Source organism: Bradyrhizobium sp. SUTN9-2 (assembly GCF_003122645.1).
GTDB classification, from domain to species: domain Bacteria; phylum Pseudomonadota; class Alphaproteobacteria; order Rhizobiales; family Xanthobacteraceae; genus Bradyrhizobium; species Bradyrhizobium yuanmingense.
In genome coordinates, this window is the sequence record NZ_LAXE01000001.1 from 4441422 (window position 1) to 4462176 (window position 20755).

A 20755-nucleotide genomic window follows, 5' to 3' on the forward strand; every position below is an offset into this window, starting at 1 on the left:
GGCTTTCTGCGTTTGACTGGATTTGAGACATGACGGGAACGACACGATCGAGCAGCGGGCTGGATGACCGCCGCAAGCGGCTTCTGTTCCGCTGCTGGCACCGCGGCACGCGCGAGATGGACCTGATCCTCGGCCGCTTCGCGGATGCCGAGATCGGCAATCTGTCCGACGACGAGCTGAGCCAGCTCGAGACCTTGCTCGAGGTCAACGATCCCGATCTCTATGCCGCCATCACCGGCGACAAGGTGCTGCCGGCCGACGTCGCCGGCGCGCTGTTTGCCCGCATCAAGGCGTTTCCGATCGCGGACGGCAACGCATGAAGCAGGGAATGAAATCTCCGGCCGAGCTGCTCGCGCCCGGCCGCGCGCTGACGCTCGCCAATGTCGCGGAAGGTGCCGAAGGCCTCGTCGTCTCCGATCTCGCGCGCGCCATCGCGGCGCGGCCGAAGAAGCCGGCGGTCAGCCTTGCGGTCGTCTGCCGCGACGGCGGGCGCATGCAGTCGCTCGAACGCGCACTTAGGTTCTTCGCGCCCGATCTGCCGGTGCTGACCTTCCCGGCCTGGGACTGCCAGCCCTATGACCGCGTCTCGCCGCATGGCGGCGTTCTCGCCCAGCGCCTGACCACGCTGGCGCGGCTGGCCTCGCTCACCGGCAGCGACAAGCCGCTGATCGTGCTGACCACGGTGAACGCTGTGGTGCAGCGCGTGCCCGCGCGCGAGCTGGTCGCGGCGCAGGCGCTGTCGGTCGCGCCGGGCAACGTCGTGCCGATGGACACCGTCGTCGCCTGGCTCGAGCACAACGGCTACAACCGCTCCTCCACCGTGCGCGAGCCCGGCGAATACGCCGTGCGCGGCGGCATTTTGGATCTGTTTCCGGCGGGCCTCGAGCAGCCGGTGCGGTTCGACTTCTTCGGGGACAGCCTGGAATCGATCCGCTCCTTCGACGCGGAGACCCAGCGCACGCTGCTCGATATGCGCTCGCTCGACCTCGTGCCGGTCTCCGAGTTCCAGCTCGTCACCGACACCATCCGAAGATTCCGCATGGGCTATGTCGCCGAATTCGGCGCGCCCGAGCGCGACGATGCGCTGTACGAGGCTGTTAGCGAGGGCCGCCGCCATCCCGGCATGGAGCACTGGCTGCCGCTGTTCCAGGACCGGATGGACACGCTGTTCGACTATCTGCAAGGCGCTGCGATCGCGATCGAGCCGCAGGCCGAGGACGCCGTGCGCGAGCGCTTCAAGCAGATCCTCGACTATTACGAGGCCCGGCGCGAGGCGATGGAGCATCCCGGCGGCGGCGCGATCTACAAGCCGCTGCCGCCCGACCGGCTGTATCTGACCGAGGAGGAATGGAGCAAGCGCCTCGGCGCGATCCCGCTGGCGCGGCTGACGCCGTTCTCGGTGCCGACCGACGGCACCGGCGTAGTCGATGCAGGTGCGCGCAAGGGCCGCGATTTCGCGCCGGAGCGCAACGACAGCAATGTCAACGTGTTCGAGTCCGTGGTCAGCCACGTCATGGCGCTGCAGGCGCAGCGCAAGAAGGTCGTGATCGCGCTGTGGACGGAGGGCTCGCGCGACCGCATGACCTCGATGCTGCGCGACCACAAGCTCGCCCACACCACCAGCGTCAATTCGTGGCGGACGGTGCAGGCGACGCCGCGCAACGAGACCATGCTCGCCGTGCTCGGCCTCGAGAGCGGCTTCGAGACTGACGAGATCGCCGTCATCAGCGAGCAGGACATCCTCGGCGATCGCCTGGTGCGGCCGCGCAAGGCCAGTCGCAAGCTCGACAATTTCATCTCGGAGGTGACGAGCCTCACCGCCGGCGACATCGTCGTCCACGTCGATCACGGCATCGGCCGGTTCATCGGCCTGCAGACGCTGGACGTCGCCGGCGCGCCGCATGACTGCCTCGAGCTGCATTATGCCGCCGAGACCAAGCTGTTCCTGCCGGTCGAGAACATCGAGCTCTTATCGCGTTACGGCTCTGATCAAACCACGGTCGAGCTCGACCGCCTTGGTGGCTCGGGCTGGCAGACCCGAAAAGCAAAACTGAAGAACCGCATCCGCGAGATCGCGGGCGAGCTGATCAAGATCGCGGCCGAACGCATGCTGCACGAAGCGCCGAAGCTGCCGGTGCAGCAGGGCGTCTACGACGAGTTCTGCGCACGCTTCCCCTATGACGAGACCGAGGACCAGCTGGGCGCGATCGAGTCCACGCTGAAGGATCTCGAAAAGGGCCGCCCGATGGATCGCCTGATCTGCGGCGACGTCGGCTTCGGCAAGACCGAGGTGGCGCTGCGCGCCGCCTTCGCCGTGGCGCTCGACGGCAAGCAGGTCGCGGTCGTGGTGCCGACCACGCTGCTGGCGCGCCAGCATTACCGGACCTTCAGCGAGCGGTTCAAAGGCTTCCCGGTCAACGTCGCGCAGGCCTCGCGGCTGATCCCGACAAAACAGCTCAATGAGGTCAAGAAGGGGCTCACCGACGGCTCCGTCGACATCGTCGTCGGCACCCATGCATTGCTCGGCAAGGCGATCAAATTCCGCGACCTTGGCCTGCTCATCGTCGACGAGGAGCAGCATTTCGGCGTCAGCCACAAGGAGCGGCTGAAGGCACTGCGCGCCGAGGTGCACGTCCTGACGCTGTCGGCAACCCCGATCCCGCGCACGCTCCAATTGGCACTAACCGGCGTCCGCGAGCTCTCGATCATTGCCTCGCCCCCAGTGGATCGCTTGGCGGTGCGCACCTTCGTCGCCCCGCACGATCCCCTGATGATCCGCGAGGCACTCCTGCGCGAGCGCTATCGCGGCGGCCAGGCGTTCTACGTGGTGCCGCGTATCGACGATCTCGCCGAGGTCAAGGACTTCCTCGACAAGAACGTGCCCGAGATGAAGGTCGCGGTCGCGCATGGCCAGATGCCGCCGGCCGTGATCGAGGACATCATGACCGCGTTCTACGACGGCAAGTTCGACGTTCTGTTGTCGACCACCATAGTCGAGTCCGGCCTCGACATCCCCAACGCCAACACGTTGATCGTGCATCGCGCCGATATGTTCGGCCTTGCCCAGCTCTACCAGCTGCGCGGCCGCGTCGGCCGCTCCAAGCTGCGGGCCTATGCGCTGTTCACGCTGCCGGCGCAGCAGAAGATCACGGCGCAGGCCGAGCGCCGGCTCACCGTGCTGCAGTCGCTGGAGACGCTGGGCGCCGGCTTCCAGCTCGCCTCCCACGACCTCGACATCCGCGGCGCCGGCAATTTGCTCGGCGAGGAGCAGTCCGGCCACATCAAGGAGGTCGGCTTCGAGCTCTATCAGTCGATGCTGGAGGAGGCGATCGTCAACCTCAAGGCCGGCGTCTCCGAGCCCGCCGCCGATCGCTGGTCGCCCCAGATCACCATCGGCATGCCCGTGCTGATTCCGGAGGACTATGTCAGCGACCTCTCGGTGCGGCTGTCGCTGTACCGGCGCCTGGCCGATCTCGACACCGAGGAGGAGATCGAGAATTTCGGCGCCGAGATGCGCGACCGCTTCGGCGTGCTGCCGGACGAGGTGCGCTATCTGTTCAAGGTCGCCGCGATCAAGGCGTTCTGCCGCCGGGCCAATGTCGAGAAGATCGACGCCGGCCCGAAGGGCGCCGTCATCGTCTTCCGCGACAATTCCTTCGCCCATCCCGAGCGCCTCGTGAGCTTCATCCGCAGCTACGGCCAGGCCGCCAAGGTGCGCCCCGACATGAAGGTGGTGTTCCTGCAGGACTGGGAAACGCCGGAAGAGCGTCTTGCCGGCACCACGGAGATCATGCGACAGCTGGCGCAGCTCGCCGAGAGCAAGAAGGCGGCGTAGAGGCACCGGCCTCACCGCGTCATTGCGAGGAGCCCTTGCGACGAAGCAATCCAGAGTCTTTCCGCGGAGGGATTCTGGATTGCTTCGCTGCGCTCGCAATGACGGTGGTTATTGCGACAGCCCGCGAGAAAGCTAAGACGCCGCCCTTGACGCGTCCGCCGACAGTCGCGCCAGCAAGGACCTTGCCGTATCCGACGGCGACAGCGAGTCCACGCTGACCACGGGATCGCTGCGCATCTCGTGCTTGCCGTTGGAGGTGTGCCGCATCACCGCCGACAGGCGGCGCGCGATCATATGCGCGGTGCGGAAGTCGGTCTCGGCGAACACGACGATGACCGAGCCGTCCTTCTGCGCGGCGCCAAAATCCATCTGCCGCATCAGGCGGCTGAGGATGCGGGCGGCGTCGAGCTGGGCGCGGGGATTGTTGGGATCGAAGGCGAAGCGCGCGACCGACAGGCCGCCGCCGCGGGCGAGCGTCTGCTCGACCGCCTTGGCGAAATCGCGGGCGAAGGCTTCCACCGTGAGCAGGCCGCTGCGCGGATCGAGCCAGCCGCCGGCATCGATCGAGCGCAGCGTGCGGCTCAGCTGCGCTTCCATGGCGTGCTGGCGGATCAAGGGCAGTGCGTTGGCGGCGATCCTCGGCGGCTCGCCGGTGATCAGCTCGAGATTGGGAAGGTCGTAGCTCTGGGTGAGCTGGTGGGCGGTGACGACCACGGGCAGGCTGCGGAAGCGGGTGTCCTCGGCGAGCACGGTCAGAAACGCATCGGTCACGCGCGCGGTAAAACCTTCGGCGAGCACGACGCCGTCGAGATCGCGGGTGTTGAGGTGTTTCGCGGCAGCCTCGATCGAGAGCGCACCGACCACGCCGACGCGTTCGCCGAACGCGACGGAGAGCGCAGGGTAAGCCGCGCCGCGGCCGATCAGGAGCACGGTGGCATCGCGTGCGGGATCGCCCTGCGGCAGCGCGATTTTCACTTCGGGCAGCCGGCGCAGAACCGTTGCGTGTAATGTCCGCACGCGCAGCGCCGCCCGGAGCCGCGCGATCAGCCGGTCGGGATTGCCGCCGCGCGAGGAGAAGGGCAGGGCGTTGTGCGGCAGCGTGCCCGCCGCATCCAGGGCCACGAAGGGCAGGTAAGGCGATTGAGCGGTGATCGTCTTTGCGAGCCGCGTCACATGCGGCTCGTGTCCGGCATGGACCGCAGCGAGAACCGCGGCCGGCTGCACCTCTTCGACCGCGCGCGGCGCGCTGGTCCAGTCGGTGTCGACGACGGGAAAGAGCCGGGCCTCGTCCAGCGCCGCCACGAAGGCGGGGCGTTCGGCATCGGACACAAACAGGATCGGGCCCGCCTGGGACATGTAAAAACTCTGATCGCGCAACAATTTGCCGCCGCAATCTAGTTTGGCCGCCTTAATGCTGCGTCAACGCAGGCGCTGAAACCGCGCCTAGACCGGCCCGGAGCGGTCGCGAAAAGCCTCGACCATCAGGGGGTTAAGCCCGAGCTCGCTGAGCGCCTCGCGGGCGCGGGCATTGTCCTGGGCGCGCCCGGCGAGCCGGTGGCCGGAGAGGCGGTCGGGCAGCGCCGTGAGCAGCGCGCCCTGGCCGAGCCGGCGCGCCCATTCCTGCAGGTCGTTTGAGAGGAAGCGATAGCCGCCGACCGCCATGATGCCGGAGGGCGGCGCTGTGATGCAGATCGCGCCGCTCGGGCGATCGAGCCGCGCGGCATAGCCGGTGTCGACATAGTCGCGCGGCGGCTGCGCCGTCAGCGTCTCGCCGACCGGCTGCGGCGGGGCGTAGGCCGCGATCGGCACCATCGCGCCGCGCAGGCCAAGCGTGCCCTTCGGCGTCAGCAGGATCTCGCCGGCGATGGAGGAGCCGGACTGCTCGCGCGGAGCGCCGTGCGGCCCCGGCATCACCGGCACCGGCATGCCGTCCTCGCCGCGGCGGGCGCCGAACAATCCGGCCTCGCCGAACAGGTAGACGTCGGTCAGCGGCGCATGCGGCGCAATCCAGGCATCGCTCGCCGCGACCTGCTCGGGCGCGCGCCACAGGCCGATGACGTTGCGCAAAGTCGGCATCCGCGCCGCGAGGTCGGCATCGCCGAGCCGCAGCGCGAGCTGCGCCGGCGCGATCAGCACCTCGCATTCGTGCTCGTTGATCTGCTGCTCCAGCACATCGTTCTCGAACGGATGATGCAGCGCCATCGTGCCGCCCGAGAGCAGCCACACCGCGAGCGAGGAGGCGAGCCCTGCGAACGACATCGGCGTGAACGCCGCCATCACGGTCGCGCCCTGCTTGATGTCGGCTTCGAGCGACATCGCAAGGCCGCCCGCGATCAGGCTGAAATGCGGCCGCGGCACCGGACGGAAGCCCTCCGCCGTGACGTCGAAGGAGATCATGGCCGCCTTGCGGCCGTCCTGGATCACGGCGCGCGTGGTGCCGGGCGGGCGCGCCAGGACGTCGTCGAGCGAAGCCATGCCTTCGGGCAGGTCGCTTCCGAAGCCGTAGACGTGCCGGATCGAGAACGCCTCGGCCGCGGCGTGCATGGCGAGATCGGCATAGCTGACGCCGTCGACCGTGCTCATGGTAACGATGGCGCGCGCGGCGGTGCGGTTCAGCGCTGCGGTCAGTTCCGCATGGCGCCAGAGCAGCGGCAGCACGGCGACGACGAGGCCGGCGCGATGGGCGGCGAGCACGGTCAGCACGAACTCGACCGTGTTGGGCAACTGGATCGCGATCACGGAATTGGCGGGCAGGCCGGATTCGACGAAATGCGCCGACAGCGCCTCGATGGCGGTATCGGCCTCGGTATAGGTCATCCGCCGCGGCCGGTGCCCGGTGATGCGTGCCTTGTTGAGCGGATCGAGCAGGGCGGTCGCGTGGGGCTGCCGCATCAGCGTGCGCTGAAACAATGTGTCGAGCGTCGGCGATATTGCTGGCTGGTTCACGGCGTCACTTCGCTTGATGAGCTTGCGGCTGCCCCTTCGACCACCAGGTCTCCGGCAAATAGCCCGAGAGCGAGGTGGTCTTGGGCCGTTCTATCCGATTCCAGCGCGCGATCCATTGCTCCGATACGTTAAACAGCGGGATTGTGTAGAAGCCCGCGATCAGAGCGCGGTCGAGCGCGCGCACCGCCGCAACGAAATCCGTATGTTCACGGGCCTCGAGCAGGGCGGCGATCATGGCATCGACGGCGGGATCCCTCGCGCCCATGTAGTTGCGGGTGCCCGGATTGTCCGCCGCCGCACTGCCCCAATAGAAGTACTGCTCGTTGCCGGGCGACAGCGACTGGTCCCAGCGGTTCTGGATCATGTCGAACTCGTAGGCGAGCCGGCGCTGGTCGAATTGCACGGGATCGACCGAGCGCACGCTGGCCTCGATGCCGGCGCGTCTGAGGTCGCGCTGGAAGGCGAGCGCGATGCGCTCCTGGTCGCGCGTCGTGACCATGATCTCGAAGGTGAAGGGGCTCTTGGTCGCGCGATTGCGCAGCACGGTGCCGTCGAGATCGTAGCCGGCCTGCGACAGCAGCTTCAGCGCGGCGCGCAGCGTGGTGCGGTCGCGGCCTGATCCGTCAGTGACCGGCAGGCGGTAGCTGCCGTCCAGGATGTCGGGCGGCATCCGTGCGGCGAACGGTTTGAGCAGCTCACGCTCGCGCGCATCCGCAGGCTTGCCATAGGCTGATAGCTCCGAGCCGGCGAAATAGCCGGCCACGCGCGAATAGAGCCCGAAGAAATAGCTGCGGTTCACCAGCTCGAAATCGAGCAGCAGCGTCAGAGCCTGCCGCACACGGATGTCGGCGAAGACAGGACGGCGGGTGTTGAACACCAGGAATTCGGACGGCTGCGGCAGGCCGGGCTTGACGGTGTCGCGGATCACCTCGCCGCTTTTGGCGGCTGGAAAATCGTAGCCGTCGTGCCAGCGCAGCGGCTCGTGCTCAACGCGGAAATCGTAGAGGCCGCGCTTGAACGCCTCGAACTGCCCGTTGGCCTCGCGAAAATAGTCGAGCCGGATCTCGTCGAAATTGTAGAGCCCGCGATTGATGGCGAGGTCGCGGCCCCAATAATCGGGATTGCGCGTGAGTGTCACGCTGGCGCCGGGCTTCACCGCCGTGACGCGATAGGGGCCTGAGCCAATCGGCGCCGTCAGCGTCGTTTCCTCGAAGGTCGCGACGTCGATGGCGTGCTTCGGCAGGATCGGCATCAGGCCGAGAATCAGCGGCAGCTCGCGGTCGTTGGCGCCTGTCAGGTCGAATCGGACGGTGAGGGGGTCGGGCGCTTCGGCCTTGGCGACCTTGCCGTAGTATTGCCGGTGATTGGGGCGGCCGCGGTCGCGCAGCAGCTGCCAGGAGAACAGCACGTCCTCGGCCGTGACCGGCTTGCCGTCGGAGAAGCGGGCGCGAGGATCGAGACGGAAGGTGACGAAGCTTCGCTCGTCATTGGTTTCGACGGTCCTGGCGAGCAGGCCATAAAGCGTGAACGGCTCGTCCTGCCCGCGCGCCAGCAGGCTCTCGACCACGTAGTTGCGGACCGGCTGCACCGCCAATCCCCTCACGATGAAGGGATTGAGGCTGTCGAAGGTGCCGAGAATGCCCCAGGTCAGACGGCCGCCCTTGGGGGCATCGGGGTCGGCGTAGGGCATGTGGCTGAAGTCGGCGGGCATCGCCGGCTTGCCGTGCATGGCGATCGCGTGGGCCTCCTCGGCCGCGGCGGTGCCTGCCGACAGCATCCCGGCAAGCGCAAGGGCAAGGGCAAGGGCAAGGGTATAGAGGCGGAGGCCGGGGCCCTCGAAGAGGCGCTGGAACATGAACATCGGCACAAGGTGATTCGAGGACCGTCGGGCGAATCTTATCACAGGGAATTTGATGGGGCTTTCGCGCCAGACCGGCCAAAGACGCTTGTCGGCATTGATCTTTTCGTCGGCCACGTTAAGAAGGCACCCAATCGCGCAACAGCGTCGAGACCGTCACTTATCCGCCTCAATTGACGGGGAGAGAGCCGCGCCCAAGGCGGCCAGGTTCGGCGCTTCGGAGCGGTTCGGGCACTTCCCGTTCAGAAAGGGTTTTCCGCAATGAATTTCCGTTACTTGGCCGCGTCCGTCCGGCCGCGCGGGCGACTTCTCGCCCTGTTGACGGCGACGGCGTTGGCCGTTCCGTTTGCCGCCGAGGCCCAGACCCCTGCGCCGGCCCCCGGCGCCCCCGCCGCGCCCAAGGCCTCCCCGGCCCCGGCTCCGAAGGCGGCTGCTCCCAAGGCAGCTCCCAAGGCTCCGGCGCCCGCAGCATCCCCGCAGGCTCCCCCGCAGCAAGGCGCCCCGCAACAGGGCGCAGCTCAGCCCGCCGATCAGCAGATCCAGCTGATCTATGCGCCCTGGACCAAGTTCTGCCTCAAGGGCCAGGACGCCAATGCCAAGCAGGTCTGCTTCACCGGCAAGGACGGCCGCATCGAATCGGGCCAGCCGGTCATCGCGGCCGTGATCATCGAGCCGGAAGGCGAGCCCAAGAAGATCCTGCGCGTGACGCTGCCGCTCGGCATGCAGCTCGTGCACGGCACCCGCATCATCGTCGACAGCAACGCGCCGCTGCAGCAGCCCTATGTGATCTGCTTCCAGAACGGCTGCATGTCCGACTACGAGGCCACGCCCGAGCTCATCAACAACATGAAGAAGGGCCAGAATCTCGTTGTCCAGGCGATCAATGCCAACGGCGCGCCGCTGACGCTGCCGCTGCCGCTCGCCGGCGAATTCCAGAAGGCCTATGACGGTCCGCCGACCGATCCGAAGGTGTTCGAGGAAACCCAGAAGAAGCTGCAGGAAGAGCTGCAGAAGAAGGCCGAAGAGCAGCGCAAGAAGCTCGAGCAGCAGGGTGGTGGCGCACCGGGCGCGGCTCCGACCGGTCAGAAGTAATCGGGAGCAAATCCCGGACGTGAAAAAAGGCGCTCGGTTCGAGCGCCTTTTTTGCTGGCCGACGATCGGCGACGATCAGTTCAGCGAGGGATTGCGCGGGCGATAGCCGCCGGCCTTGTCCTTGACGAAGATCTCGGCGACCTGGGAATGCCGGACCGGCTCGCCGGAATCGTCCGGCAACAGGTTCTGCTCCGAGACATAGGCGACGTATTCGGATTCCGCGTTCTCCGCGAGCAGGTGATAGAACGGCTGGTCCTTGTGGGGCCGCACTTCCTCGGGAATCGACAACCACCATTCCTCGGTGTTGTTGAATTCCGGATCGATGTCGAAAATCACCCCCCGGAACGAGAAGATCCGGTGGCGAACGACCTGTCCGATCTGGAATTTGGCGGTCCGCGCTTTAATCATCCCCCGTCGATAGACCAGGATTGTGGCCGATGCTAGTGCCCTCAGCTGGAATTAACCTTCGTCTCCGGGGCGGATAGCCCCCAAGCCTTCAGAAAAAACTTCAGCAATGGTCGATATCCTCAATCTGGCGCTGCCTTATTTCGGCTTGATCTTCGTCGGTTTCGCTTGCGGGAAGGTCAAGTCCATCCCGGAATCGGGGCTCGCCTGGATGAACTTCTTCCTGCTCTACGTGTCGCTGCCGGCGCTGCTGTTTGCGATCATGTCGAAGACGCCGTTTTCGGAATTGAATAACCCGCCGTTCCTGGTGGCGACGACGCTGGCGACGGTCGCGGCATTCACGCTGGCACTGGTGGTCGGCAAGCTATTCGGACGGCTGACGCTGCGCGAAGCGACGCTCGCGGGCCTCTCCGGCGGCTACGGCAATATCGGCTATATGGGCCCGGGCCTCGCACTTGCGGTGCTGGGGCCGAAGGCGGCTGCGCCGACCGCGCTGATCTTCTGCTGCGACAGCATCTTCCTGTTCACGATCGTGCCGCTCTTGATCGAGCTTTCTGACCGCGACCATCCCTCGCTCGTCCATGCTTTCGGCGTCGTGCTGAAGCAGATCGTGCTCAATCCGCTGATCATGTCGGCTTGCTTCGGCGCGGCGGTGGCGGCGCTGCATATCGAGCTGCCGGTCGCGCTCGACCGCACCATCACCTTCCTGCAGAACGCGGCCGCGCCGACCGCGCTGTTCGTGCTCGGCGTGACCGTGGCGCTCCGTCCGTTCGATCGGGTGCCGTGGGAGGTGCCGGGCGTGATCGCGGTCAAGCTGCTGATCCATCCGTTCGCGGCGTTCGCCCTGATGCTGGCGTTCGGCCCGTTCGCGCAGCCCTGGGCCGCCACCGCCGTGCTGATGGCCGCGCTGCCGCCGGCGCTCAACGTGTTCGTCATCGCCCGGCAGAACGATGCCTGGATCGAGTCCGCCTCGGTCGCGGTCCTGCTCGGCACCTTCGCGTCGGTGGTCACGCTGACCAGCGTGATGTGGGCGATCCAGACGGGACGGCTGGCGTTTCCTTGATGGTGATGAGATTGGCTTGATCTCTTCCGCGGGCCGGTGCGCTCCCTCTCCCGCTTGCGGGAGAGGGTCGGGGAGAGGGCTCTCTCCGCGTCGGGATTGTCGAGAGTGCAGAAAAAATCCCGTCGCGGAGAGAGCCCCCACCCGGCGCTTCGCGCCGACCTCCCCCGCAAGCGGGAGAGGTTGCACCGAGCCAGCGGTGAAGTCGTCCAACCTAACGCGCTTCGGAGCTACCTGCGCCAGGTCGGCGTCAGGCCTTCGCGCATGGCGAAGCGGCGGAGCGGGCCGATGGCGCCGAGGAGGTGCATGCCGACGGCGCGGACGGGCTGGAGCGGCAGGAAGTCGTTGAGCAAGGAGCGGTTGGCGATGTCGATCGCAAAGGTACGGCTCAAGATGTCCGGACGCCGCGCGCGGTCATAGCGCTTGAGCACATCGTCGGCGCCGGGATCCTGTCCCGCGGCGATGGCCTCGCCCGCGAGCCGGGCAATGTCGGCGGCATCGCGCAGGCCGAGATTGAGGCCCTGGGCGCCGATCGGCGGCACCACATGGGCGGCTTCGCCAACCAACGCGATACGGTCGCGGCCGAAGCATTTCGGACGCTCGATCGCGAGCGGGAACAGGTTGCGCCCCGGCTCCACATTCATCCGTCCCAGGATCGAATGCGACTGCTTCTCGATCGCCGCAGACAGCTCCTCGTCGCTCAAGCCGCGCAGCCGTTCGGCCTCCGCAGGCGCCGAGACCCAGACGATGCTGGAGCGGTCGCCGGGCAGGGGCACGAACACGCAAGGCCCGTGCGGCGTGTGGAACTCGGTCGAGACGTTGCGATGCGGCCTGCTATGGCCGACGTTGAAGGTCAGCGCGGTCTGGTTCAGCTCGCGCCGCGCCACCGCGATGCCGGCGGCCTCGCGGCACAGCGAGTGCCGGCCGTCGGCGCCGACCACGAGGCGCGCCGAGAGAAACTGTCCGGACGCCGTGCGCAGCGCGACGTCGTCGGCTTCGATGACGACGCTTTCGGCCTCGTCGTCGAAGCGGACCAGATTGGGCAGCTCGGCCGCGCGCGCTTCCAGCGCCAGCATCAGCGAGCGGTTGTCGATGTTGTAGCCGAACGCATCGAGGCCGATTTCGTGACAGGAGAAGCGCACCTCGGGGCTGCGGAACAGCCGGCCGGTGTCGTCGACGAGGCGCATGACTTCCAGCGCAGCCGCCTTGTCCCTGCAGCGCGACCAGACGTCGAGGCCTTCCAACAGATCGATGGAGGCGCCGAGCAATGCGGTGGTGCGATTGTCGGCATAGGGAACGCGGCGCGCCACCAGTGCGGTCCGGGCACCCGCCTGCGCCAGGGCGATCGCCGCGGCAAGGCCGGCAGGTCCGCCGCCGATCACGGCCGCGTCATGGAGTGTCGATGCGTCTATCATGGAACGACATTTGACACGCCGGGCGGCAAATTCAAGCCCACCTATATTTCCCTGATTTTATGGCGAATTTTGCGATCGTGCGCCGCAATGGCGGATGTGCAAACCGGTCGCATTCTGATAGCAGAAGCCATGGATATTCAGCAGGATTCCCTGAAGCCGAGACCGGTGATCCGCGCCGCAGCCTTCTCGGTACACATCTTCACCGCCTTCGGCGCGGCAATCGCGCTCCTGGCGATGCTGGAGGCCGTGCGCGAGCACTGGGCGGCGATGTTTCAATGGCTGGGCGTCGCCCTGATCATCGACGCGATCGACGGGCCGATCGCGCGGCGGCTCGACGTCAAGAACGTGCAGCCGAACTGGTCGGGCGACGTGCTCGATCTCGTGGTCGACTTCTGCACCTATGTTTTCGTGCCGGCCTATGCGATCGTCGCGAGCGGCATGCTGCTGCCGGTCGCGGCTCCCTTGCTCGGCATCGCCATCATCGTGACCAGCGCGTTGTATTTCGCCGACCAGCGCATGAAGGCCGACGACAATCATTTCCGCGGCTTCCCGGCGCTTTGGAACGCGGCCGCGTTCTATCTGTTCCTGCTGCATTGGCCGCCGCTGTGGTCGACGCTGCTGGTCGCTGCGCTGGTCGTGCTGACTTTCGTGCCGTTCCATGTGCTGCACCCTGTCAGGGTCGTGCGGCTGCGCTGGCTGACGATGTCGCTGATCGCGATCTGGGCGGTGCTCGCCTTCTACACCCTGCAGATGGATTTCCGCGTCGGCACCGGGGTGACCGTCGTGCTCTGCGCCATCGCGCTCTGGATCAGCTTCAGCGATGCCTTGATCCGGTTGGCGAAATCCCTGGCGAGATTATCGGCGTGATGGAGCTGCTGACCAGCCCGGAAGCCTGGGCCGCGCTGCTCACCTTGACGGCGCTCGAGATCGTGCTCGGCATCGACAACGTCATCTTCATCTCGGTGCTCGTCTCGCGCCTTCCCGAGAAACCGGCGCAGCGCGCCCGCCAGATCGGGCTTGCGCTGGCACTGGTCTTTCGCCTCATCCTGCTCAGTCTCCTGGTCTGGCTGATCGGCCTGACCGCTCCGGTGCTCTCGATTCAGGGCTATGCTTTTTCCTGGCGCGATCTCATCCTGATCGGCGGCGGCCTCTTCCTGATCGCCAAGGCCACACATGAGATTCACGGCGAGGTCGAATCCGATCACGACGCGAGCGAGAAGGACTCCACAGGCAGCGCCTTCTTCTGGGTGATCGTCCAGATCGTGATCATCGACATCGTGTTCTCGCTGGACTCGATCATCACTGCGATCGGCATGGCCGAGGACATCAAGATCATGATCGCGGCGGTCGTGATCGCATGCGCGGTCATGTACGTTTCGGCGGGTCCGGTGGCGCGATTCGTCGCGGAGCATCCGACCACCAAGATGCTGGCACTGGCCTTCCTGGTGTTGATCGGCGTCGCGCTGGTTGCGGACGGATTCCACTTCCACATTCCGCGCGGCTACATCTATTTCGCAATAGCGTTCTCGGCGGCGGTGGAGTTCTTCAACGTGCTGGCCAGGCGCAACCGCCGGAAAGCCGCCAAGTAGTCGCGTTGGGTCGTTCCAGTCGGCGTCGAGTTGACAAGGCGGGCGCGATAGCTTTCGCTCAGCCGCACGAAGAGGAGGTCAGGTGATGACGAAAGCCATCCGTGTGCACAAGGTCGGAGGCCCCGAAGCCCTGGTCTATGAGAGCGTCGACGTGCCGGCGCCCGGGCCCGGCGAGGTGCGCATCCGCCAGCACGCGGTCGGCCTCAATTTCATCGACGTCTATTACCGCACCGGCCTCTACAAGGCGCCGGGGCTGCCCTTCATCGCCGGCAATGAGGCCTCCGGCGAGGTGGTCGCGGTCGGGCCAGGCGTGACGAATTTTCATCCCGGCGACCGCGTCGCCTATTACCACAATCTCGGCGCCTATACCGGCGAGCGCAACATCCCCTGGGAGAAGCTGGTCAAACTGCCCGATCACATCACCTACGAGCAGGGTGCCGTGCTGATGTTGAAGGGGCTGACGGTCTGGTATCTCCTGCACAAGACCTTCAAGGTCGAGCCGCATCATCGCGTGCTGGTCCACGCCGCCGCCGGCGGCATCGGCCTGCTCGCCTGCCAATGGGCGAGGGCGCTTGGCGCGCATGTCATCGGCACCGTCGGCTCGCGCGAGAAGGCCGAGCTTGCGGAGGCCAATGGCTGCGATCACGTCATCCTCTACAACGAGGAGGATTTCGTTGCGCGCGTGAAGCAGATCAGCCGTAACGAGGGCTGCGACGTCGTCTATGACGGCGTCGGCAAGGCGACGTTCCCGGGCTCGCTGTCGTGCCTGAAGCCGCGCGGCATGTTCGTCTCGTTCGGCAATGCTTCGGGCCCCGTGCCGCCGTTCGCGATCGCCGAGCTCAACAATCACGGCTCGCTGTTCGCGACGCGGCCGAAGCTCAACGATTATGTCGGCACGCGCAAGGAACTGCTCGAAGGTGCCGACACGCTGTTCGCCGCGGTGATCAACGGCAAGCTGCACGTGCCGATCAACCACGCCTACGCGCTCAAGGACGCCGCCAAGGCGCATGTCGATCTCGAAAGCCGCAAGACCACCGGGGCTTCGATCTTGAAGCCGTAGCTCTTTCGGCATCGGCGGTTTCGTAGGGCGGGCAAAGGCGCGGAGCGCCGTGCCCACCATCTTCATTGCGGTGAAAAATGGTGGGCACGCTTCGCTTTGCCCGCCCTACAGCACTACGCGACGCGTCTTGCCGCGCCGGCCTTGGTCAAGATCGCGTCGAGACATTCGATCATCTCGGCGATCTCTTCCTTCGTGACGTTCAGCGCCGGCATGAAGCGCAAGCTGTCGACCTGCGGGGCGTTCAGCAGGACGCCGGCCTCGAACGCCTGCGCGACGATGCCGGGTGCGATCGGCAGCTTGAGATCGAGCGCGAGCAACAGGCCGCGTCCGCGCACGCCACCGAGGCCATGCCGGGCCGAGACCTTCTGCAGTTCGCTTTCGAGCAGGAGGCCGGTCTCGGCGACCTGTTTCAGGAAGTCCGGCTTCTTGACCTCCTCGAGCACCGCAAGTCCTGCCGCGCACATGATCGGATTGCCGTTGAACGTGCCGCCCTGGTCGCCGTGCTCGAAGCATGACGCGCGTTCGGTCGCGAGCAGGGCCGCGAGCGGCACGCCGCCGCCGATGCCCTTGCCGAGCGTCATGATGTCGGGCGCAATGCCGGTGTGCTCGTAATGGAAGAGCTTTCCGGTCCGGCCCATGCCGGTCTGAATCTCGTCGAAGATGAGCAAAAGGCCGTGCGCCTCGGTCAGCGCGCGCAGCTGCTGCAGGAACTGATCGGTCGCAGGCCACACGCCGGATTCACCCTGGATCGGCTCGAGCATCACGGCGACGGTGTTGGCGTTGATCAGGGCTTCGACCGAGCCGATGTCGTTGAGCTTGGCCTTCTTGAAGCCCGCGACCTTCGGCTCGAACAGCGGCTCGAACGCTTTCTTGCCCGAGGCCGACATCGTCGCCAGCGTCCGACCGTGGAAGCCGCCTTCGAAGCTGATGATCTCGAACGCGCCGCCTTTGTGCAGGCTGCCATATTTGCGCGCGAGCTTGATCGCGCCTTCGTTCGCTTCAGCGCCCGAATTGGCGAAGAACACCTGATCGAACGCGCTGTGCTCGACCAGCGCCTGCGCCAGCTTCAGGCTCGGCTCGTTGTAGAAGGCCGGGCTCGGCGTCAGCAGCCGCTTGGCCTGAGCTGCGAGCGCGTCGGCGATCGCGGGCGGGGAATGGCCGAGGCAGTTCACGGCCCAGCCCTGCACGAAGTCGAGATAGCGCTTGCGGCTGTCGTCCCAGAGGTAGGAGCCGGCGCCGCGGACGAACACGGTCTTTGGCCGTGCGGTGATGTGCATCAGCGCGTCATACGGATGCGTGGTCATGTCGTACTCCTCTGGAGGCGGGGTGGAAAAAGGGCGCAAAAAGCAGAAAGGCCGCACCTTGCGGGTGCGGCCTTCTCGAAAACTAGCTGAATTCAGTGGTTCAGCGGCGTCCTCGGACATGGCGCACCCTCTCGTCGTCGCGGGAGCGACGGCGGAGCATTTCGGTGCGCTGGTTGGTCCGGGCGTTGATCATGGGGCGCGTCCGTACAGCCGAATGGCAGGACTTGTCAAGCAGGCTTTTTTCAAGATGCACGCCGAGCGTGCATCGGTCAGGTCGGGTGCGCGGCTTCCTCGGCCTCTGCATCGCCCCAATCCGCGTCCGCGATTGCGGTGTCGATCAGCTCGCCCCGCAGCAGCTTGAGCGGCGAATTCCAGTACAGCGCGATGTTGTGGAAGGGGTCGGTCAGCACCTTGAACACCCAGACCAAGCCCGTGGTGACGTCGCGGGTGGCGAAGAGCTGCAGCATGCGCGCAAGTCCGCCGCCGATGCCGATGGCGAGCCAGAGCGCGCCGACATGCCGGACGAAATCGAGGCGGGACGCCGGCGCATCGAACAATCCGAACAGCGTCGGAAAGGCGAACAGCGCTAGCGGCGCACTGCCCCAGACCAGCAGCAGCACGATCTTGCGGGCCTGATTGTAGCCGACCTTGATCGCTTCCTTGTGTTCGTTGCTGACGCCGTTGACGGCGTCATAGCCGTTCGGCTCGAAGAAGAAATGCCCGGTCTGCCGCGTCAGCATCGCGAGCCAGCCGACGATGCCGGCGAGAGCAGGGTCCTTGAACAGCAGGGCATAGCAGCCGAGGAAGATGACGGCGCTGATCAGGTGCAGCGTCTGGTTGACGGTGCTTTGGTGGTAGAAGCGGTAATCGTCGAAGCGCTGCGTGCGCAGCATGTCCGAGAGGCGGCTCATCCTCATCCCTCGCTCGCGTTGAAGACGCGGGCAGAGTTAGGCCGAGTCCGTGACCGCTGCGTGAATGCATTATAGTGTCACATTCCTAACGTGACGCTTACTCCACGCCATAGTGCGAGAACACATCGGCGATGCCGGCGTTGATCGCCTTTGCGGCCGCGATGTCGCGCTCGGCGCCTTCGCTGTCACCGTTCTTGCGCTTCGCCAGTCCGCGGCCGTAGAGCGAGCCGTCGAGCCCCGGCTTGATGCTCAGCGCGGCATCGTAATCGGCGATCGCCGCGTCGAGGTTGCCGAGCTTGAGATGGGCAAGGGCGCGGCTGTCCAGCGTGTAGGCATCGTTGGGAGCCATCTTGAGCGACTGCTCGCAATCGGCCAGCGCCTCCTGCAGGCGGCCGACGATCGCGCGGGTGAAGCAGCGCGAATTGAACACGTCCGCGCGGTTCGCATTCGCTCTGATGGAGCGGTCGTAATCGTCGAGTGCCAGCGCCACGGCGCGCTCGGGCTCGCCACGTCGCCGAAACATTTCGCCGCGATTGGCGAGCGCGTGCACATCGTCGGGATTGGCCTTGAGCAGGGCCGAGCAGCCGGCGAAGCGCCGGTCGTCACTGTCTCCGCCGTCATTTGCGAAGCACCACTGGCGGGCCTGCGCGGCGGATGGTGATCGCGCGTCGGCGGGGGCCGGCAGCGCGAGCAGGGTTATCGTCAGGCCGAGTGCGGACAGCTTGAGGAGAATCCCTGACGTTTCATCGTGTTTCATTGTTTCTCGCGTCGAAACCATTGCGCCTCTAGCGCGTTTGTGATCGAAGGACGCGACTTGGTTCGAACCGAATGCATCACCGCCCAGACCAAGAAGGCGGGACCAACCAGATAGCTCAAAGCCTTGTCCGATACGCCCTATCCGATCGACCTCGACAGCATTCGCGGCGCGTTTCCGCCTGGCATCGAGGCGCCGCCGCTGCTGGTCGACTTTGCGGCCTGGCTGAAGGGGCGTCCCTGGGGCAGCGTCGGCTGCTTCTCGCTGCAGGGCCAATTCTCGGACTCCGCGCCGATCGTCGACGGCAGTTCCTTGCGCGACCGGTTCTCGCTGTTCATGCGCCTGCCTGACGGCTCGGCCGTCGGCGGCTGGTATGGCGCGGGTCTTGATCGTGACAATCCACCGATCGTCGGGCTGGGATCCGAGGGTGACTACGAATTGCTGGCGCCGAGCCTCGATGCGCTGCTGACGAGGCTGACGTCGCAGCAATTCGACAGGGCCTGGAGCGATCTGAAGCCGCATGACGAAGTCGAGCCTCAGACCGTCGAACTTGCGCAATGGCTCGCTGGACAGCCCGTTGGCGACAAGGCGGCCTGTGACGACGGGCCCCCGGAGCTGCCTGATTTCCGCGGCTTCATGGAAAAATGGAGCCGGGACCGCGAGGACTATTGGGCTAACCATCGCATGATGGCCGAACTCGGCTGGCGGCTGGCCGCCCATCTGCCCAAGGGCAAGAATGCCTGGGATAAGACGCGTTTCGAGGTCGCAATCGTCGGCAAGCAATACCAAGCGCGCGTGCTGACGCGCGGGCCGCAGCCGTTCGAGGAAGCCGCTTCGATCGAATCCCTGCTGCGCGAGCTGCGCGAACAGATGTGGAAGGCTCAGCCTGAGCTCGGGTTATGGTATGCGATGAGGTTCGGCCTCTACGCCGACGGCCGCGTCATGCCGAGCTTCGAATACGATGCGCGCCCGACCATCGACGGCGAACCGGCATTGCTCTCCGAGGCGAAAGCCGATCTCGCCCGTGCACCAAGGCCGGAGCGCTGGGTGCCGAAATGGCTGGCGTGATTGTCTCCACACTGTCATTGCGAGCGTAGCGAAGCAATCCAGACTGTTCCCGCGGAGGGATTCTGGATTGCTTCGCTACGCTCGCAATGACGGAACGCGGTCAGAATCCCGCGACGCTGCCGTGCAGATCGTATGCGTCGGCGCGCTCGATCTTCGCCGTGACGATCTCGCCGACGCGCAAGGGGCGGCGGCTGGTCAGATACACCGCGCCGTCGATCTCCGGCGCATCGACTTTGGAGCGGCCCTTGGCGACGGTCGGGCCGACCTCGTCGATGATGACCTGCTGGCGCGTGCCGACCTTGCGCTTCAGCCGGCGCGCCGAGATCTTCTGCTGCCGGGCCATCAGCGCATTGTAGCGCTCCTGCTTGACCTCTTCAGGGACGGGATTCTCGATTGCGTTCGAGGTGGCGCCGGCGACCGGCTCGTATTTGAAGCAGCCGACGCGGTCGATCTCGGCCTCGTCGAGCCAGTCGAGCAGATGGGCGAAATCGGCATCGGTCTCGCCGGGGAAGCCGACGATAAAGGTCGAGCGCAAGGCGAGATCGGGACATTCCTCGCGCCAGCGCTTGATCCGCGCCAGCGTCTTGTCCTGCGCCGCCGGACGCTTCATCGCCTTCAGCACCTCGGGGCTCGCATGCTGGAACGGGATGTCGAGATAGGGCAGCACCTTGCCCTCGTTCATCAGCGCGATGACCTTGTCGACATGCGGGTAGGGGTAGACATATTGCAGCCGGACCCAGGCTCCCAACTCGCCGAGCTCGCGCGCGAGGTCGAGGAATTTGGCGCGGACCTGGCGGTCCTTCCACGGGCTCTCGGCATATTTGAGATCGACGCCGTAGGCTGAGGTGTCCTGCGAGATCACCAGGAGCTCTTTGACGCCGGCGCCGACGAGGCGCTCGGCCTCGCGCAGCACGTCATCGGCGGGGCGCGAGACGAGGTCGCCGCGCAGCTTCGGAATGATGCAGAAGGTGCAGCGGTTGTTGCAGCCCTCTGAAATCTTCAGATAGGCGTAGTGGCGCGGGGTCAGCTTGATGCCCTGCGGCGGCACCAGGTCGAGATGCGGATTGTGCGCCGGCGGCAGCGCGCGGTGCACGGCGTTCAGCACGCTCTCATATTGCTGCGGGCCGGTGATGGACAGCACGCCCGGATAGGCCTGCTCGATCGCTTCCGGTTCCGCGCCCATGCAGCCGGTCACGATCACCTTGCCGTTCTCGGCCATGGCCTCGCCGATCGCCGAGAGCGATTCCTGCTTGGCGCTGTCGAGGAAGCCACAGGTGTTGACGATGACGATGTCCGCCCCGTCATGCTTGCGGGCGAGCTCATAGCCCTCCGCGCGCAGCCGCGTGATGATGCGCTCGGAATCCACCAAGGCCTTGGGACACCCGAGTGACGTGAATGAAATGCGCGGCGCTCTGTCCATGTAATCGCCTGGAGCCTATCTGAATTGTCTGGATTTGC

Annotated in this window: 17 protein-coding genes; 8 read left to right on the plus strand and 9 right to left on the minus strand. The window is 66.0% G+C overall.

Going from position 1 to position 20755, the window contains the following annotated elements; all coding sequences use genetic code 11:
• Positions 1-29: 29 nt before the first annotated feature.
• Together XF30_RS20720 and mfd are read left to right on the plus strand one after the other, a co-directional pair.
• On the plus strand, positions 30-320 hold the full coding sequence (locus tag XF30_RS20720; protein WP_036012510.1) for an FAD assembly factor SdhE: 291 nt from the start codon (positions 30-32) through the stop codon (positions 318-320).
• Positions 317-3835, plus strand: a complete 3519-nt coding sequence (gene mfd / locus XF30_RS20725) for a transcription-repair coupling factor (RefSeq protein ID WP_109143699.1) — start codon at positions 317-319, stop codon at positions 3833-3835. Before XF30_RS20720 ends, mfd begins: the two co-directional genes overlap by 4 nt.
• A gap of 132 nt (positions 3836-3967) precedes the next feature.
• Here mfd and XF30_RS20730 read toward each other — a convergent pair whose 3' ends face one another.
• The 3 genes from XF30_RS20730 to XF30_RS20740 all read right to left on the minus strand — a co-directional run bounded on the left by XF30_RS20730 (position 3968) and on the right by XF30_RS20740 (position 8642).
• On the minus strand, positions 3968-5191 hold the full coding sequence (locus XF30_RS20730) for a hypothetical protein (protein WP_109143700.1): 1224 nt from the start codon (positions 5189-5191) through the stop codon (positions 3968-3970).
• A gap of 87 nt (positions 5192-5278) precedes the next feature.
• Complete coding sequence (locus XF30_RS20735; protein ID WP_109143701.1) at positions 5279-6781, minus strand: class I adenylate-forming enzyme family protein; 1503 nt, start codon at positions 6779-6781, stop codon at positions 5279-5281.
• A gap of 4 nt (positions 6782-6785) precedes the next feature.
• On the minus strand, positions 6786-8642 hold the full coding sequence (locus tag XF30_RS20740) for an extracellular solute-binding protein (RefSeq protein ID WP_192893433.1): 1857 nt from the start codon (positions 8640-8642) through the stop codon (positions 6786-6788).
• A 258-nt stretch (positions 8643-8900) separates the two neighbouring features.
• Between XF30_RS20740 and XF30_RS20745 the strand changes: the two genes are divergently transcribed.
• Positions 8901-9731, plus strand: coding sequence for an invasion associated locus B family protein (locus tag XF30_RS20745; RefSeq protein ID WP_036012492.1), 831 nt, complete (start codon positions 8901-8903; stop codon positions 9729-9731).
• Between the two features lie 75 nt (positions 9732-9806).
• Here XF30_RS20745 and hspQ read toward each other — a convergent pair whose 3' ends face one another.
• Positions 9807-10139: a heat shock protein HspQ gene (hspQ, locus tag XF30_RS20750; protein ID WP_024341905.1), complete on the minus strand. Its 333-nt coding sequence runs from the start codon at positions 10137-10139 to the stop codon at positions 9807-9809.
• A gap of 106 nt (positions 10140-10245) precedes the next feature.
• Here hspQ and XF30_RS20755 point away from each other — a divergent pair, with 106 nt between their 5' ends.
• Entirely contained in the window at positions 10246-11199 is a 954-nt protein-coding gene (locus XF30_RS20755; RefSeq protein WP_109143702.1) for an AEC family transporter, read from the plus strand.
• A 227-nt stretch (positions 11200-11426) separates the two neighbouring features.
• On the opposite strand, the gene XF30_RS20760 is transcribed toward XF30_RS20755, so the two are convergent.
• Positions 11427-12611 carry a UbiH/UbiF family hydroxylase gene (locus XF30_RS20760; protein ID WP_109145794.1) on the minus strand — a complete coding sequence of 395 codons (1185 nt, stop codon included), beginning with the start codon at positions 12609-12611 and terminating at the stop codon, positions 11427-11429.
• 87 nt (positions 12612-12698) lie between these two features.
• On the opposite strand from XF30_RS20760, the gene pcsA reads away from it, so the two are divergent.
• From pcsA to XF30_RS20775, 3 genes are all read left to right on the plus strand, one after another.
• Positions 12699-13478 carry a phosphatidylcholine synthase gene (pcsA, locus tag XF30_RS20765; RefSeq protein ID WP_192893203.1) on the plus strand — a complete coding sequence of 260 codons (780 nt, stop codon included), beginning with the start codon at positions 12699-12701 and terminating at the stop codon, positions 13476-13478.
• Positions 13475-14200: a TerC family protein gene (locus XF30_RS20770; RefSeq protein WP_036012482.1), complete on the plus strand. Its 726-nt coding sequence runs from the start codon at positions 13475-13477 to the stop codon at positions 14198-14200. Before pcsA ends, XF30_RS20770 begins: the two co-directional genes overlap by 4 nt.
• Positions 14201-14285: 85 nt before the next feature.
• Complete coding sequence (locus XF30_RS20775; RefSeq protein WP_109143703.1) at positions 14286-15260, plus strand: quinone oxidoreductase family protein; 975 nt, start codon at positions 14286-14288, stop codon at positions 15258-15260.
• Between the two features lie 113 nt (positions 15261-15373).
• Here XF30_RS20775 and XF30_RS20780 read toward each other — a convergent pair whose 3' ends face one another.
• The 3 genes from XF30_RS20780 to XF30_RS20790 form a co-directional block, all read right to left on the minus strand.
• Positions 15374-16564, minus strand: coding sequence for an acetylornithine transaminase (locus tag XF30_RS20780; RefSeq protein WP_109143704.1), 1191 nt, complete (start codon positions 16562-16564; stop codon positions 15374-15376).
• A 269-nt stretch (positions 16565-16833) separates the two neighbouring features.
• On the minus strand, positions 16834-17475 hold the full coding sequence (locus XF30_RS20785) for a hypothetical protein (protein WP_036028106.1): 642 nt from the start codon (positions 17473-17475) through the stop codon (positions 16834-16836).
• 97 nt (positions 17476-17572) lie between these two features.
• Positions 17573-18232 carry a tetratricopeptide repeat protein gene (locus XF30_RS20790; protein ID WP_244608986.1) on the minus strand — a complete coding sequence of 220 codons (660 nt, stop codon included), beginning with the start codon at positions 18230-18232 and terminating at the stop codon, positions 17573-17575.
• 123 nt (positions 18233-18355) lie between these two features.
• On the opposite strand from XF30_RS20790, the gene XF30_RS20795 reads away from it, so the two are divergent.
• Entirely contained in the window at positions 18356-19297 is a 942-nt protein-coding gene (locus XF30_RS20795; protein ID WP_057029232.1) for a hypothetical protein, read from the plus strand.
• 100 nt (positions 19298-19397) lie between these two features.
• Here XF30_RS20795 and rimO read toward each other — a convergent pair whose 3' ends face one another.
• Positions 19398-20717 carry a 30S ribosomal protein S12 methylthiotransferase RimO gene (gene rimO, locus XF30_RS20800; RefSeq protein WP_109143706.1) on the minus strand — a complete coding sequence of 440 codons (1320 nt, stop codon included), beginning with the start codon at positions 20715-20717 and terminating at the stop codon, positions 19398-19400.
• Positions 20718-20755 lie beyond the last annotated feature (38 nt).

Bases quoted from the DNA above. Each gene is read 5' to 3' on its own strand.
- XF30_RS20720 (WP_036012510.1), top strand. From the start codon at position 30: ATGACGGGAACGACACGATCGAGCAGCGGGCTGGATGACCGCCGCAAG.
- mfd (WP_109143699.1), top strand. From the start codon at position 317: ATGAAGCAGGGAATGAAATCTCCGGCCGAGCTGCTCGCGCCCGGCCGC.
- XF30_RS20730 (WP_109143700.1), bottom strand. From the start codon at position 5,191: ATGTCCCAGGCGGGCCCGATCCTGTTTGTGTCCGATGCCGAACGCCCC.
- XF30_RS20740 (WP_192893433.1), bottom strand. From the start codon at position 8,642: ATGTTCATGTTCCAGCGCCTCTTCGAGGGCCCCGGCCTCCGCCTCTAT.
- XF30_RS20745 (WP_036012492.1), top strand. From the start codon at position 8,901: ATGAATTTCCGTTACTTGGCCGCGTCCGTCCGGCCGCGCGGGCGACTT.
- hspQ (WP_024341905.1), bottom strand. From the start codon at position 10,139: ATGATTAAAGCGCGGACCGCCAAATTCCAGATCGGACAGGTCGTTCGC.
- XF30_RS20755 (WP_109143702.1), top strand. From the start codon at position 10,246: ATGGTCGATATCCTCAATCTGGCGCTGCCTTATTTCGGCTTGATCTTC.
- XF30_RS20760 (WP_109145794.1), bottom strand. From the start codon at position 12,611: ATGATAGACGCATCGACACTCCATGACGCGGCCGTGATCGGCGGCGGA.
- pcsA (WP_192893203.1), top strand. From the start codon at position 12,699: ATGGCGGATGTGCAAACCGGTCGCATTCTGATAGCAGAAGCCATGGAT.
- XF30_RS20775 (WP_109143703.1), top strand. From the start codon at position 14,286: ATGACGAAAGCCATCCGTGTGCACAAGGTCGGAGGCCCCGAAGCCCTG.
- XF30_RS20780 (WP_109143704.1), bottom strand. From the start codon at position 16,564: ATGACCACGCATCCGTATGACGCGCTGATGCACATCACCGCACGGCCA.
- XF30_RS20785 (WP_036028106.1), bottom strand. From the start codon at position 17,475: ATGAGCCGCCTCTCGGACATGCTGCGCACGCAGCGCTTCGACGATTAC.
- XF30_RS20790 (WP_244608986.1), bottom strand. From the start codon at position 18,232: ATGAAACACGATGAAACGTCAGGGATTCTCCTCAAGCTGTCCGCACTC.
- rimO (WP_109143706.1), bottom strand. From the start codon at position 20,717: ATGGACAGAGCGCCGCGCATTTCATTCACGTCACTCGGGTGTCCCAAG.